The organism is Yoonia sp. SDW83-1, from assembly GCF_046762885.1.
Lineage (GTDB): Bacteria > Pseudomonadota > Alphaproteobacteria > Rhodobacterales > Rhodobacteraceae > Yoonia.
The window spans coordinates 1-14,181 of record NZ_JBKQXO010000037.1 but is presented as its reverse complement, the minus strand read 5'-3'; the positions used below and the strand labels follow the sequence as shown (position 1 = coordinate 14,181).

Genomic DNA, 14,181 nt, shown 5'->3' with positions numbered 1-14,181 from the left:
TATCCGATCATTCCCTGTGATCTGTGCGGGTCGCAGGATGGGTTGCAGCGCCAGCAGGTCAAACAGATCCTGGATGGCTGGGAAAAGAACAGCCCGGGACGCAGGCAGGTCATGTTCCGGGCGCTGATGAATGCGCGACCTTCGCATCTGCTGGACCCCAAGCTTTTCGATTTCGCGGGGCTCACACGCGACCGCGACCCCTACTCCGAACAGGATGCCGCAACAAACCGAGATGAAAACGCCATTACTTCTGACCAGTAAAAACCAACACCGGGTACCTGCGACGCTCAGTTCACCCTCATGCCGTTGTCGTCAAAACTGTAGGCGCTTTCGGGGTTGAAGCTGAGCCGGACCGTCTCTCCCTCGGCGACAGCGTGCTGCCCAAATAGCCGCGCTGTGATCTGCTGCTCGCCAAATTGCGCAATGACATTGGTGTCGCCCCCCAGATGTTCGACATGGCTGACCGTGGTTTCCAGTTTCCCATTTGCATCAATGAAAAGATCCTCGGGGCGGATGCCCATGATGTGGCGATCACCCGCGTCGATCAGGCCGGCGGGGAAAAAGTTCATCGACGGCGATCCCAAAAAACCCGCTACGAACTGGTTGGTCGGATTGTTGTATAATTCCATCGGGCTGCCGATCTGCTCGACCTGCCCGTCGCGCAAAACCACGATCTTGTCCGCCAGCGTCATCGCCTCGGTCTGGTCATGCGTGACATAGATCATGGACGCGCCAAGTTGACGGTGCAGGTTGGCGATCTCGATCCGGGTATTCATGCGCAATGCCGCGTCGAGGTTCGAGAGCGGTTCGTCAAACAGAAACAGCTTCGGCTCACGGACGATGGCGCGCCCGATCGCAACACGCTGGCGTTGTCCGCCTGACAGTTCCGATGGAAACCGGTCCAGATAGGGCGCCAGATCCAGCATATCGGAGGCCTTGCGCACCCGTTCTTCAATGACCGATTTTGGTTGACGTTCCTGCTTGAGCGCGAGGGTCATGTTTCCCCGCACATTCAGATGCGGATAGAGCGCATAGCTTTGGAAAACCATGGCGATCCCGCGCTTCGACGGCGATGTCAGATTGACCATATCGCCAGCGATATGAATCTCACCGGAACTGGCGTCTTCCAACCCGGCGATGACCCGCAAAAGCGTTGACTTTCCGCAGCCGGACGGGCCGACGAAAACGACGAATTCACCTTCTTCGACCTCAAGGCTGATGTCCTTGAGGACGTGAACGTCACCGAAGGATTTGTTGACATTGGCAAGTTTCAGGGCAGTCATTTGGTGATCTCCGTGAGCGACACCGGCCGTTCGGTGCGGATGCTTTCATCGGCCGCAAGACAAATGGCAAGTGAGCGCACCGCGTCGCGCATGTGGCGGCTGAGGTCGATATCCTCGGTCATTGCGCGAATGACAAAGGCCTGTTCAGCATCGCACAGAGCCTGATGCCCCGGCTCATCTGGCATGTCGATGTGGCGATCACCATCATGTGTATGAACAAGGACGCGACCAACCCGGGTATGGCCGTCAATATCCGATGACGCCCCCTTGTTGCCTTCCGTGATCGAAACTGCCCCATTCGGGCTGATGATATCTTTGACGAAAAACGCTGTCTCGGACATCATCGGCCCCCAGCCAGCCTCGTACCAGCCGATTGAGCCATCGGCGAATGTGACCTGAAACTGACCGTAGTTATACATGTCCGGCGCGATTTCATCGCTGAGCCGCAATCCGATGCCGTGCACGCGAACCGGTGGTGCATCGGTGATCTGGCACATCACGTCCACATAGTGAACGCCGCAATCGACAATGGGCGAGGTCGTTTCCATCAACGCCTTATGCGTCTCCCACGCGGGCCCTGATGACTGCTGGTTGAGGTTCAGCCGGAAAACGTAAGGCCCACCGAGATCACGCGCTTCCGAAATCAGGCGGACCCATGACGGGTGGTGGCGCAGGATGTAGCCGACGACCAGTTTCCGGCCAGTGTCGATGGCTGTGTCGACGACGCGCTGCGCATCCTCTGCAGTCATCGCAAGCGGCTTTTCGACAAAGACATGTGCCCCCGCGCGCATGGCGGCGATGGCGTATTCGGCATGCGTGTCGGTATAGGTCGCGATCACGGCAAGGTCCGGTTTGGTCTGTGCAAGGGCGGTCGCGAAATTGTCGAAAGTTGGATAATGGGCCAGATCAGGATGGTCGATCTTGCCAGTGCGGTTCACCAGACCGACGATCTCGGTATCTGGATGGGCGTGATGGGCGAGCGCGTGGGACAGCCCCATATTGCCCAACCCTGCAATCAGCACTTTGATCATTTGACAGCTCCGGATGTCAGACCGCGGATCAGCTGCCGCGAGAAGATGACATAAAGAACGAGGACAGGAAGGATTGCCATGGACAGCGCCGACAAGACCGCATTCCAATCCGTCACGAACTGCCCAATGAAAACCTGACTGCCCAGCGTCAGCGTTTTTGTTTCTTCGGACGGGGCGAGGATCAGCGGAAACCACAGATCATTCCAGATCGGGATCATGTTGAACACGGCAACGGTGGCCATCGCGGGGCGGACCAGCGGCAGGACAAGCCGGAAAAAGATCGTGTATTCGCTCAGACCATCAATGCGCCCTGCATTTTTCAGATCATCGGAAACTTGCCGCATGAACTCCGACAGGATGAAGACAGCCAGCGGCAAACCCTGTGCCGTGTAAACCAGGATGAGCGCCCAGAGGGTATTCACCAGGCCGGTCGCCACCATCAGTTCAAGTATCGCCACCGTCCCGATGCGGATCGGGATCATGATGCCCAGCGCCAGATAAAGGCCCATAAGCATGTTTCCTCTGAACCGGTATTCGCTGAGCGCATAGGCCGCCATCGCCCCGAAAAGCAGGATGAAGAACAGCGATACCACCGTCACGATCATCGAGTTCTGGAAGTAGAGAAAGAAGTCACCCTGCTTCATCACTGTTTCATAACCGATGGTCGAAAAACTTTCTGCATCAGGCAGCCCGAGCGGATCGCGAAAGATCGCGCGACGCTCCTTGAAGCTGTTGATCAGGATGATGAAAACCGGAAACAGGGCAATCAGCGTGTATAGGATCAGCGCCCCGTGCATCAACGTGGTGTTAAGCGGATTTGTGCGTGCCTGGTTCATTAATCCGTCCTTAGAGCTGATAGCGGCGCATCCGGGTCTGGATCGCAAACAGATAGATGCAGACGCCCAGCAGGATGATGGCGAACATGGCGCCAGCTATAGCCGAGCCCATATGCGGATCGCCAAGCTGCAATTGGAAGCCAAAGAAGGTGCGGTACATGAATGTCCCAAGGATATCGGTCGAATAATCCGGGCCAGCCAGCGCGCCTTGTGCGGCATAGATCAGATCGAAAGCATTGAAATTGCCCACGAAGGTCAGGATGGAAATGATCCCGATAGACGGCAGGATCAACGGCAGCTTGATCTTCCAGAAAGCCGACATGCCAGTGATGCCATCGACCTCGCCAGCCTCCAGTATCTCTTCGGGGATCGTCAAAAGCGCGGCATAGATCAACATCATCGGAATGCCGACAAACTGCCACACCGACACCAGCGCAAGCGTGGTCAACGCATATTCCTCTTTGCCCAGCCAGGGCGCAAAGAGCGATTTAAGGCCAATCGCATCAAGCATTGAAGGTGCAATGCCCCAGATCGGTGACAGGATCAGTTTCCAGGCAAAACCGACGATGACAAATGACAGGATCGTGGGGATGAAGATAGCCGACCGATAAAGCGCGGCAAAGCGCAGGCGCGGATGGCTCAGAATGGCGGCAAGTGCGATCCCGATCGGGTTCTGTACCAGCATGTGGATGATAAAGAACCAGAAATTGTTGCCCAGCGCGTTCCAGAACTGTTCGGCCCAGATCGGATCGAAAAACAGGGTTTGAAAGTTCTCAAGACCCACAAAAACGCGTTCCCGATCAACACGGGTATAAAGCGCGAGCCGTAGCGTATTGAACAGCGGGAAAATCATCACAGCCGAGTAGACGATGACGGCTGGCGCTAGGAACACGGCAATATGCCAGCGGATACGGGCGCGTTTCATGGCTTTTACTCCGGATCAGGGGAACCCCGGGCGCATAGTGACGCCCGGGACCCCGTGCAGCGAAAAGGTGTTACTGCTGCGGTTCGTACCAGCTCGCCAGCCCATCCTGCAGTTGCTGACCCAGTTCGTCCGGTGTTGCAGCACCCTTGATGGCAGCGACCGACGCACCCCAAGTCTCGTTTTCGAGGTTGGGTGTTCCCCGCGACAGGATCTGATAGGTGGACCGGATTGTGCTTTCGCATTCGTCGCGCCAACCGACGATCTCCTTGGCCAGCGGGTCTTCCAGTTCAACGGGCGTTGAAGAGAGCGGGAAGAAACCGGGCAGCGCATTGCCGAAAATCTCTGCAAACTCAGGACTTGCGACCCAGGCAAGGAAGGTTTTTGCAGCTTCGGGATGATCGGTTGCCGCATTCATGCCAATACCGATATCCGTATGATCAGAGATATAGCAGGTGTCGCCTGCAGTCTGGACGGGCGGCTTGAATGCGCCCATTTCAAAATCAGCCTGCGCGTTAAAGCCCGATATCTCCCATGATCCAGCGGGATAAATTGCCGCGCGGCCAAGGGTAAAAATGTTCTGGCTGTCCGGATAGGTCTGGGCCTCGTAACCGTCGCCGAGATACGCACCCCAACGTGCCAGCGTCGCATAAGGCGCGGTCCATTGCGGATCGGTCAGCTTTTGCTCGCCAGCGATTAATGCCTGACGGCCCTCCTCGCCCTTCCAGTAGTTCGGCCCGATATTGTTGTAACCCATGGTGGCCGCTTCCCATTGGTCGTTGGTCCCCATTGCCATTGGTATGTAGCCGCCGTCGTCCTTGATTGCGTCAAGAACGGCAAAGAATTCCCCTTCGGTCGTGGGGACCTCAAGGCCGAGTTCGGCAAATGCGTCCTTGTTGTAGATGAACCCGTGGATCACCGACGCCATCGGCACACAGAAGGTCGCGGCACCATCATCAGTCTGCCACGCCGACTTTGCCACATCAGAGAAATTCGACATGGCATTCAGGTCTGAAAGGTCGGTCAAATGTCCTGCGTCATAAAGTGCCAGCGACGCATCGAAGGGACGGCAGGTGATCAGGTCTCCGGCTGAGCCTGCGTCCAGCTTTGAATTCAGAACCGCATTGTATTCGGCCGGAGCGGATGGTGTGAATTCCACCTTGATGTCAGGATGTTGCGCCTCAAATGCCGGAATGATCTCATCCTGCCAAAGGGTCAGGTCATCATTGCGCCAGCTTTCGATTGTCAGCGTCACCTCTTGTGCCGCAGCGCCAGTAGTCACCAGCGCAGTTGATGCCAGCGCAAGTCCAAGTGTTCTAAGTTGCATAGTTTTCCTCCCAGTTGAAAACGTGTCAGGTTTTATACGCCAAAGCAGCGCGCAGATGTCCTTCGGTTTCGCGAAGAATGGTTTTTGCCCGGCTGACAGAGATACCGTTTGCCGCCATCAGGATTGCCGGTTTCACCTCGCCCCCAGTCGCATCAAGTGCGGCAGACGCCACATTGTCAGCAGCGCCGGTCACCCGACAGATCATGGCATGCGCCCGCTTGCGAAGCTTGATGTTATCCACGCGGACATTCACCATCATCCCGTCGAACACATGACCCAGTTCGATGGCCATGAGCGTCGATAGCATGTTCAGTGCAATTTTCTGTGCCGTTCCCGCCCCCATGCGGGTGGATCCTGCCAGCACTTCTGGCGGGGTCACAATCGCGATGGGGTGATCGGCACCATCCAGTAACGGTGCGTCCGGGTTGTTGGCGATGGCGATGATCGCCGCCCCCTGACGACGAGCGATCCCCGCCGCAGCGAGCGTGTAGGGCGTCAAACCGCTGGCAGAGACGGCAATCATCGTATCTTTTGACGACAGATCTGACAGCGCCTGTTCCAGATCGGCGGTTTCATCCTCGGGCCCGCCCGGCATATCCACCCCGGTGGGCAGCCCGCCGGCCATATGAATACGAAGCTGCGATGTCGGGATCGAGAATGTGCCGCCCAACTCCAGCGCGTCAGCGGCAGCCATCAGACCGGATGATCCGGCAGCCACATAATGAATAGTACCACCGTCACGAATTGTCCGCGCCAGTGTCGCGGCGGCCTTTGCGATGTCAGAGGCAACATCACGAACCGCTGCCGCTGCAGCGATCTGACCTTCTGCAAGAAGCAGCGCGGCCTGCGGCAGCGGCTGCTTGTCCAGCCCCATTGCCTGGTCGTGAAATGCTTCCGTACCAATCGTGTTCATCGTGATTCCTTAGCAGCAATAGCTAAGATACCTTTTTAATACCTTTTGTCCAGAGCATTTCCGTTTTCGATTTTTTGCTCAACTTTAAGTGTAGAAAGAGCGAATAAAGCGCCTTTGGTATCAATATGGCCTTTATTTCGGTATATTGGTATTATATAGGTGTTTCTATGAACGATTCATCATCCCGTCCGGTTCTCGCTATTGATGGCGGCGGCACCCGCTGTCGGATCGCGCTGAGCGATGGCCAGGACATTACCACGGTGGAAACCGGCCCCGCCAATGTCTCGACCGATTTCGCGGGGGGCGTGCAGCAAATCCTGACAGGACTTGAGATGGTTGCAACGCAAACGGGCCGCAGGATGGATGATCTGGTTGCGTACCCTGCATTCGTCGGCCTTGCCGGTGTTTCGGGCCCCAAGATCGCGGACCAGTTGAAAGCCGCGCTGCCGCTGCGGCACGCACGGATCGAAGACGACAGGCCAGCAGCCGTTCGGGGCGCGCTGGGTGAAAAGGATGGTGCAATCGCACATTGCGGCACCGGGTCCTTTTATGGCGCGCAAAAGGCGGGCAGGATGCGTTTCTCCGGCGGTTGGGGTTCGGTGTTGGGTGATGAAGCATCCGCGCAATGGGTCGGACGGACAGCACTCAGATTGACACTTGAAACTGTGGACGGGCGTTTCCAGTCGACACCGTTGGCCCAAAAACTGCTCGACAAGTTTGACGGTGCAGAGGGGATTGTCCGTTTTTCTGGCGATGCCCGACCGTCGGAATTTGGCGCACTTGCGCCCATGGTGACAAAATCTGCCGATGAAAATGATGTGCTCGGGCGACAGGTCATGTCCGCCGGTGCCGCTGACATCGCCCGAAGCCTTCCGCTGATTGGCTGGGTGCCCGGAAGTGCTATCCGCCTCACGGGCGGTATCGGCCCTCATTTTGGCCCCTTTCTTCCTGACCCGATGCAGGCCGACCTGACGAAGCCGCAAGGCGAACCGCTATCGGGGGCCGTATCACTGGCCCGAGAGCTGATTCAGGAGACCAAAGAATGAGCGTCGTTGAGTTCCTGAAACCCGAAGGGTGGCTTGGTGAAAACGGGGGGCCGCGCTACGTCCAGCTGCGCCAAAGACTTGAAACAGGTATCGAAAGCGGCGTCCTGCCACCAAACTCATCCCTGCCGCCCGAACGCGAGATTGCCGAGATAACTGACCTTTCCCGTGTCACCGTCCGAAAAGCCATTCAGGAGCTTGTGCGCGAAGGCCTTATCGAACAGCGTCAGGGATCTGGCTCCTTCATTCGCGAGGCGACAAAGCGCGTAGAGCAATCGCTTCGGCACCTCACGTCGTTTACCGAAGACATGGCAAGTCGCGGGCTGGATACCACATCTCAGTGGCTGGAACGGGGCGTGTTTCTGGCCACACCAACCGAAGTGAAGGTGCTGGATTTGCCCGAAGGGGCCGAAGTGGCGCGGATCTACCGGTTGCGTGAAGCTGGCGGGCAACCGATGGCGTTGGAGCGTGCCACGCTGCCGCTCGAAATTCTGCCCAATCCGCTTGAAGTCAAAACGTCGCTTTATGACGTGCTTGACCGGCTCGGACACAGGCCGGTGAATGCGGTCCAGAAAATCTCGGCCATCAACCTCAGGACCCGCGAGGCGGACCTTCTTGATGTGCCCGAGGGGGCCGCGGGACTGTCTATCGAACGCACCTCATATCTGGCGAGCGGTCAGGTCGCGGAACTGACCCGATCACTCTATCGCGGCGATGCCTATGATTTCGTGGCAGAGCTGCGCCTGTGACGAAAGGCAAACAGCAATGACCCGCAATGCGTCACTGATGTATCAGGAAATACGCGAAATCCCCGATGCGGTTGATCGGCTTCTGGCCAAGGGCAGCGACGCCATCGCCGTTGCGGCCCGGTCTGCGGTCGTCATCAATCCCGCCTACTTCATTTCGGTCGCCCGGGGCTCTTCAGACCATGCCGCCTCCTATCTGAAATATGTCAGCGAGCTTGCGTTGCAGCGCCCAATGGCCTCTGTCGGGCCATCGGTCAATTCGATCTATGGCGTGGAACTCAACGCGAAGGGCGCGGTTTGTCTTTCCGTGTCCCAATCAGGTCAAAGTCCTGATATCGTCCGGCTGACCGAGGCCTTGCGCAACAGCGGGGCGCTGGTCGTGGCAATTACAAATGATGCCGGATCACCGCTGGCCGAGGTGGCCGACGCGACACTACCCCTTCATGCCGGGCCGGAACTTAGCGTTGCGGCCACCAAGACATTCGTCACCTCACTGGTGGCCGGGCTTTTGTTTCTGGCCGAAATGAAGAGGGATGCCGAACTTATCGCGGCGATCCGTGCCCTTCCCGAAGCACTTGAGCGCGCAACGCGCTGCGACTGGTCAGCGGCAGCGGACGCTATTGACGGGACGTCCCTGTTCACACTCGGACGTGGCCCATCCTGGGCGATCTCGAATGAGGCTGCCCTGAAATTCAAAGAAACATGCCTGATCCATGCCGAAAGCTATTCATCGGCAGAGGTACTGCATGGCCCGGTATCCATCGTTGGAAATGGCTTTCCGGTGATCGCCTTTGCCGCCGCTGACCGGGCCGAGGACAGTATCGCCGAAACAGCGGATGCTTTGGCCGAGAAAGGCGCTCGTGTCTTCGCGGTGACCGACCGAACCACGCGGGCAACAACCTTGCCTCATGTGCGCACAGGGCACTGGTTTACGGACCCGATCGCGGCCATCGTGTCGTTTTACGGGATGGTCGAAACGGTTGCGGTGGCACGCGGTATTGACCCGGACAGACCCCGCCACCTCAACAAGGTTACGGAAACGGTATGACACAATCCGTTGTAACATTCCGAAATGGGCGCATATTCGACGGCACGCGTCTTCTGGATGGACACGCAATCCGGTTTGATGACGGGCATGTCGCCACACTGGGTCCGGAGGCGGAGGTTCCCATCGCAGGTCTTGAAGTTGACCTTGATGGCGACATTCTGAGCCCCGGCTATGTGGACCTTCAGGTGAACGGCGGCGATGGCGTCATGTTCAATGACGATCCGTCCGTCGACACACTCCGGCGTATTGCATCCGCGCATCGTCGTCTTGGCACAACCTCGCTTTTGCCCACCTTGATCACGGACAGCCCGGGCAGGACAAATGCCGCCATTGCTGCGGCACAAGCGGCGATAAACGCGGGCGTACCAGGCATCGTCGGGCTCCATCTTGAAGGTCCGCACCTATCGATCGCGCGCAAGGGCGCACATGACGGGGACCTGATCCGACCAATGACTGCAGGCGATCTGGATAGCCTGCTTGCCGCAGCAGCCGCGCTTCCGGTGCTGAAGGTCACGATTGCCCCGGAAAATGTATCCCTGGCGCAGGTGGAGGCGCTGTGCAAGGCGGGTGTGATCGTCTCACTTGGCCACACCGATGCGGATTTTGATACATGCTGTCGTTACATTGATGCGGGCGCTCAATGTGTCACCCACCTTTTCAACGCGATGAGCCAACTGGGCAATCGTGAGCCGGGTCTGGTCGGGGCAACCCTGGCAAATGGCACAGTGTCCTGCGGCCTGATCGCCGATGCCATCCATGTTCACCCAGAGGTCATGCGCGTGACATGGGCCGCAAAAAAAGGACCCGGTCGCGTTTTTCTGGTCAGCGACGCAATGGCGGTCGCTGGTAGCGCCCTGACAGAGTTTGAACTGGGCGGGCGGCGCATTCAACGCAACAACGGCAGATTAACGCTTGCGGATGGAACGCTTGCCGGTGCTGATCTTGATCTGACAACGGCGATAAGAACCATTGTCAACAGGGTTGGCGTGCCTGTTGCGGACGCGCTTCAGGCGGCGACAAGCGTTCCCGCCGCTATCATTGGACGGCCTGTTCGTTTGCATGGGTTGTCAGAAACAATCCGAATTGCGGCAGACCTGTCTGGCATCGTTCCACTGCATGAAGACGCCCCGGACGACGCGTTCGGGCACCGGCAATCCGCCCTCTGATCGCGCCACGTCCGCGTCTGGGCCAATCACATCGCTCAAAGCTTGGGCATGAGCCTCGCAATCTTAGCAAAACGTTGAAAATCCTTGCGCGCATACGATGTCCAACCAGCTTCGGCAATGGCTGTCAATCTGGGGAATACCATGTGATTGAAACGCGCTTTTGACGTCAGATGCTCGCTCCAGATGCAGGCTTGTACGCCGACAAGGCGTTCAGCCAAAACCGGATCGTCACCAAGCGCGTCATAATGATAGGTCGTTTCCGGGTCCGTATGACCCGCCCAACTGGCGCCCGGTTCATACCAGTCAGGGCCTTGCGCCATATCAAGGTAATAGGTCTGACCCGGTGTGCTGACGACGTCATAACCGGCGCGGGCCAGCCGGGCGGTCTGCTCGCGCAGCGTCCAGGCAAAAAGCAGGGCATTGGCGGGTTTAACGCCCCCTGCCTGCGCCGCCTCCTCCCAGCCGCCGGTGATGCGCCCAAGCCGGGTGAGCTCCTCTTGCACCTGACCAAGCAGATATCCCTGCAAGGCAGCCGTATCAGCAAGCCCTTCGCGTTGCATAAGGGCCTGCGCCTGCGGTGACGCCAACCATGCGCCCTCGGCGACCTCATCACCGCCGATATGGATGACTTGAAACGGAAAGATCGCGCACACCTCCTGCAGAACGGTGCGGATGAATTCCAGCGTCGCGGGGATGCCGGGGTTCAGCGCATTATTGGCAAAACCCTGCACTGACCAGTAGCTTTCCGGTTCTTCCGGATCCACCAGATGAGGCAGCGCTGCCAATACGCAGGCACAATGGCCCGGGATGTCGATTTCCGGCATCACCTCAACACCCAGTTGCGCCGCATACGCAACAACTTGGCGCGCCTGGGGCTGCGAATAAAACCCGCCGTGGCCATTGGGATCACCGCCAAGCTGCGGCAAGATCGGATGGTCCAGCCCCGTATACCCCCCGATCCGGGTCAAGGCCGGAAAGGCGTCGATTTCCAGCCGCCAGCCTTCGTCATCGGTCAGATGCCAGTGAAACCGGTTCAGTTTGTGCCACGCCATGATATCCACAAATCTCAGCACGTCATCCAGCGGATAGAACTGGCGCGACACATCCAGATGCGCACCGCGCCAGCCAAATGCAGGCGCATCGCTGATCCGGCCCTCATGTGGAAAAGCAAAGGTCGCGTCGTTGTTGGCTCCGTGCAGCAATTGCTCCAGCGTTATAAGACCATAAAGCAGTCCACTGCCCAGCCCGTAGCTGAGAGTGATGTCCTGTCCCGAAAAGCGGATATCATAGCTGTCCTGCCCCAGACCTGTATCCGAATTGCAGTGTAACTGCGGAACGCCCTCGGCCGCTGTCATAACAAAGGGGCTGGGCATGAGGGGGAACAACCGGTGCGCAAGGGCGGTCACCGTGGCGGCTGTTCGCCGTTCCTCGACGCTGGCGACCTGATCCAGCCCGATATGGAACAAGCGGTCACCACGCCAGGCGCCCACATCAATATCGGCGGGCCATGGCACAACAGCGGCCTGACCAATATCGCTTGGGGCTTGAGGTTCCGGTTGCGCCGCTTGCAAATCGGCACACTGCACAGGCCGAGCCGCGCCATCGTCACCCACGATCAAACCCGCCGACTTCGGCCTGTCATTCGCATGAAGCGCCGCGCGGGTCAGATGGCGCTCTGTAAACCGCCACTGCCCGCCGGGCGGCAGGATTAACCCGTCTGGCGGCCCATATTCGTGGTAATTCGCCTGCCTTCGCAACAATGTGGCACCTTCGCAATCAGACGGAGATGCCGTGCGGGTCAGGCTGCCATAGAACATCCGAAAACCTGACAGAGGTTCCTGCGTCAGGTTCGTCAACACAAATTCCATCGCGTTTTCAGCTGGGTGCCAGATCGTATCCAGTTGGAAATCACACATTGTCAGGGTCCGTTCGTCTTAGGACAGCATTCCGGCATAAGGGCCGGGATCAGAGTCTGGTATCGGGGTCGCACCGCAGGTTTTGTGATAGAACTTGACGGGCCCGGCTGCACCAATGATGCCATAGGCAAAACCCGCGTCGCGCAGTCGCAGTAGCGCGCGCAGCAATAGCTGCGTCCCGATTCCGCGCCCCTCAAACGATGGAGCAACACCCGTTGGTCCGAAAAACCCCCGCGCGGTGACATCAAAGCAGGCAAAACCGGCCAGTGCGCCGTCTTGCAGTGCGATGAGGACCTTGCAGGGTTGGGCCGCCAATCCGACCTGACATTCGCTTGCCCAACCGGCGTGAAAATGTCGGGTCACAAAATCCGTCACATGATGCGCCTCGGTTGGCATCGCCGGGCGGATGATCAGCCCAGCCGAAAGCGCAGGCGGTTCAGGCAAACGGTAGAGCGGGACAAGCATGTCGGTCATTGCAGCCTCAATGTTCGGCCACCAGATGCCCTGATCCGACAACAGACATGCCGGTCACAGCTGTCGCGGCAAGGCGGCGCACCTCTTCGACCTGGCGTGCAAAACTATCGGTCCCGGGCCGCAGACGGATGGCAGGATCAGGGATCGCAGCCCGCAAAAGCCGGGTATAGGGATGTTGCGGATTGCCGACGAAATCCGTCTGGCACCGACAGCGCATGGGCTGACACTTGGCGACATTCCGGCTCCTGCGCTGCATCGGCTTCTGGCCGATGCCACGGCAAGCGAAGAGGCTCCCGACAAAAAACTGGACGCAGCGTATCTGATCGGAACGGTTGCCTTTTGCCTGGCCGAACCACTGGTCGGGCCGGCACTGCGCGGTCACTGGCTTTGCGGCGCTGATCCCGCCGGGGTGGCACTGACCCCAAGATTTGAAAAATGGACAGAAGATGGAGAGACCGGCGTCGAACAGGTCTTCGACATCTGTTTGGACCCGTCCCTGCTGGCATTTGACAGGCACGCCGATGCCACCCGGTTCGCGCAGACGGTTCAGGACCTGATCACCCCGCTTTGCGTGGCCATCAATGCCACCACCGGTTTGTCCCGCCCCGCCCTTTTCATGCTGGTTAGCGACAGCTTTGCCTATGCCTTTCTGGCGCATGGACGCCAGCTAAGGCAGCAAGACCACGCCATGGCATTGGCGCTGGCGGCCTTTGGTCAGCGGGGCACCCGACTATTCAGCAAGAAATTGCGCTTTGAACACATCAGCTTACCCGAAGCCCCCGAAATCGGCGAATGGATCCGTGTGCGTGGCGGCTGTTGCCGCGCCTATACCCGCCCGGGCAAGCCGGATTACTGCACCACCTGCGTCCTCCGCGATGATCAAAGCCGGACCGAACGCTACCGTGATCACCTGCGCCGCATCTGGCTGGCGCAAGACTAATCTCTGCCCAAGGATACATGAAGATGAGGTTTCCCGCCTTGATTTTTGCGCTCTTTGTGGCGGGCGCCGCCAACGCCCAGGAGATGCGCAGCATCACAGATGCGTCCGGCGCCATGATCGAGATACTGGTCAAACCGGAACGTATTATCGGGATGCACGATCAGTTGATCACCTTGACTTTGATCGAACGGGGCGCCCCTGTATCGGCGCTCGGCCAAGTGTGACCCTGCCAGACCAGGTGTAGGCTTTCAACAAGTTGCCAATTCGATCCTTCTGAAGGTTGCTGGAACTGCCAGATGTCAACACTTTTGGACGGATCGGACGGAGCTACCCAAGAATCCCAGATTGACACTTTGAGCGGTTGATTGGGGATGACGCATCATGACGCTTAATCATTCACAAAACCTCTTGGCTGACCTCGCGGGGCGCGGTAGGGCTTTTACCCATGCTTGACGATACAGAAATCCACCCGCTTTTCCACGGTGCGCCTTCCAGCACCGAGTTCAAGAAGCTGCGCAAACGCATCGTGCGATATA

15 protein-coding genes and 2 pseudogenes are annotated in these 14,181 nt (G+C 58.3%); 8 read left to right on the top strand and 9 right to left on the bottom strand.

The annotated features are described in order from the left end of the window. Positions 1-261, top strand: a pseudogene (locus tag ACFWW4_RS22485) (tRNA 2-thiocytidine(32) synthetase TtcA); the annotation flags it as partial. Between the two features lie 26 nt (positions 262-287). Here the strand turns inward: ACFWW4_RS22485 and ACFWW4_RS22480 are convergent. The 6 genes from ACFWW4_RS22480 to ACFWW4_RS22455 all read right to left on the bottom strand — a co-directional run bounded on the left by ACFWW4_RS22480 (position 288) and on the right by ACFWW4_RS22455 (position 6,312). After that, on the bottom strand, positions 288-1,283 hold the full coding sequence (locus tag ACFWW4_RS22480) for an ABC transporter ATP-binding protein (RefSeq protein WP_411892876.1): 996 nt from the start codon (positions 1,281-1,283) through the stop codon (positions 288-290). Next, positions 1,280-2,314, bottom strand: a complete 1,035-nt coding sequence (locus tag ACFWW4_RS22475; protein ID WP_411892875.1) for a Gfo/Idh/MocA family protein — start codon at positions 2,312-2,314, stop codon at positions 1,280-1,282. Before ACFWW4_RS22475 ends, ACFWW4_RS22480 begins: the two co-directional genes overlap by 4 nt. Then, a complete protein-coding gene (locus tag ACFWW4_RS22470) occupies positions 2,311-3,150 on the bottom strand; it encodes a carbohydrate ABC transporter permease (RefSeq protein WP_393927661.1) in 840 nt (279 codons plus the stop codon). The genes ACFWW4_RS22475 and ACFWW4_RS22470 overlap by 4 nt, the downstream gene beginning before the upstream one ends. 10 nt (positions 3,151-3,160) lie before the next feature. Continuing rightward, the gene (locus ACFWW4_RS22465; RefSeq protein ID WP_411892874.1) at positions 3,161-4,075 is read right to left on the bottom strand and encodes a carbohydrate ABC transporter permease; all 915 of its coding nucleotides are present in this window, start codon (positions 4,073-4,075) and stop codon (positions 3,161-3,163) included. A 70-nt stretch (positions 4,076-4,145) separates the two neighbouring features. Then, positions 4,146-5,399: an ABC transporter substrate-binding protein gene (locus ACFWW4_RS22460; RefSeq protein WP_411892873.1), complete on the bottom strand. Its 1,254-nt coding sequence runs from the start codon at positions 5,397-5,399 to the stop codon at positions 4,146-4,148. Between the two features lie 25 nt (positions 5,400-5,424). Beyond that, the gene (locus ACFWW4_RS22455; protein ID WP_411892872.1) at positions 5,425-6,312 is read right to left on the bottom strand and encodes an N-acetylmuramic acid 6-phosphate etherase; all 888 of its coding nucleotides are present in this window, start codon (positions 6,310-6,312) and stop codon (positions 5,425-5,427) included. Positions 6,313-6,479: 167 nt separating this feature from the next. Here ACFWW4_RS22455 and ACFWW4_RS22450 point away from each other — a divergent pair, with 167 nt between their 5' ends. The 4 genes from ACFWW4_RS22450 to nagA are packed head-to-tail and all read left to right on the top strand — an operon-like array spanning position 6,480 to position 10,315. Further along, positions 6,480-7,358: a BadF/BadG/BcrA/BcrD ATPase family protein gene (locus ACFWW4_RS22450; RefSeq protein ID WP_411892871.1), complete on the top strand. Its 879-nt coding sequence runs from the start codon at positions 6,480-6,482 to the stop codon at positions 7,356-7,358. Continuing rightward, on the top strand, positions 7,355-8,104 hold the full coding sequence (locus ACFWW4_RS22445; RefSeq protein ID WP_411892870.1) for a GntR family transcriptional regulator: 750 nt from the start codon (positions 7,355-7,357) through the stop codon (positions 8,102-8,104). The genes ACFWW4_RS22450 and ACFWW4_RS22445 overlap by 4 nt, the downstream gene beginning before the upstream one ends. Before the next feature lie 16 nt (positions 8,105-8,120). Beyond that, positions 8,121-9,149 carry an SIS domain-containing protein gene (locus tag ACFWW4_RS22440; RefSeq protein WP_411892869.1) on the top strand — a complete coding sequence of 343 codons (1,029 nt, stop codon included), beginning with the start codon at positions 8,121-8,123 and terminating at the stop codon, positions 9,147-9,149. Further along, complete coding sequence (gene nagA, locus ACFWW4_RS22435; RefSeq protein WP_411892868.1) at positions 9,146-10,315, top strand: N-acetylglucosamine-6-phosphate deacetylase; 1,170 nt, start codon at positions 9,146-9,148, stop codon at positions 10,313-10,315. Before ACFWW4_RS22440 ends, nagA begins: the two co-directional genes overlap by 4 nt. A 35-nt stretch (positions 10,316-10,350) precedes the next feature. Here the strand turns inward: nagA and ACFWW4_RS22430 are convergent, their stop codons facing one another. From ACFWW4_RS22430 to ACFWW4_RS22420, 3 genes are read right to left on the bottom strand one after another with little or no spacing between them, the layout of a single operon-like run. After that, positions 10,351-12,231 carry a beta-N-acetylhexosaminidase gene (locus ACFWW4_RS22430; protein ID WP_411892867.1) on the bottom strand — a complete coding sequence of 627 codons (1,881 nt, stop codon included), beginning with the start codon at positions 12,229-12,231 and terminating at the stop codon, positions 10,351-10,353. 18 nt (positions 12,232-12,249) lie between these two features. Then, positions 12,250-12,705 carry a GNAT family N-acetyltransferase gene (locus tag ACFWW4_RS22425; RefSeq protein ID WP_411892866.1) on the bottom strand — a complete coding sequence of 152 codons (456 nt, stop codon included), beginning with the start codon at positions 12,703-12,705 and terminating at the stop codon, positions 12,250-12,252. A 7-nt stretch (positions 12,706-12,712) separates the two neighbouring features. After that, the gene (locus tag ACFWW4_RS22420; protein ID WP_411892865.1) at positions 12,713-12,922 is read right to left on the bottom strand and encodes a hypothetical protein; all 210 of its coding nucleotides are present in this window, start codon (positions 12,920-12,922) and stop codon (positions 12,713-12,715) included. On the opposite strand from ACFWW4_RS22420, the gene ACFWW4_RS22415 reads away from it, so the two are divergent. The 3 genes and pseudogenes from ACFWW4_RS22415 to ACFWW4_RS22405 all read left to right on the top strand — a co-directional run. Beyond that, positions 12,878-13,645 (top strand): hypothetical protein, encoded by a 768-nt coding sequence (locus ACFWW4_RS22415; protein ID WP_411892864.1) that lies wholly within the window; start codon positions 12,878-12,880, stop codon positions 13,643-13,645. The two genes, ACFWW4_RS22420 and ACFWW4_RS22415, sit on opposite strands and share 45 nt — an antisense overlap. A gap of 23 nt (positions 13,646-13,668) precedes the next feature. After that, complete coding sequence (locus ACFWW4_RS22410; RefSeq protein WP_411892863.1) at positions 13,669-13,869, top strand: hypothetical protein; 201 nt, start codon at positions 13,669-13,671, stop codon at positions 13,867-13,869. 221 nt (positions 13,870-14,090) lie between these two features. Continuing rightward, positions 14,091-14,181 (top strand): annotated as a pseudogene (locus tag ACFWW4_RS22405) (tRNA 2-thiocytidine(32) synthetase TtcA); the annotation flags it as partial.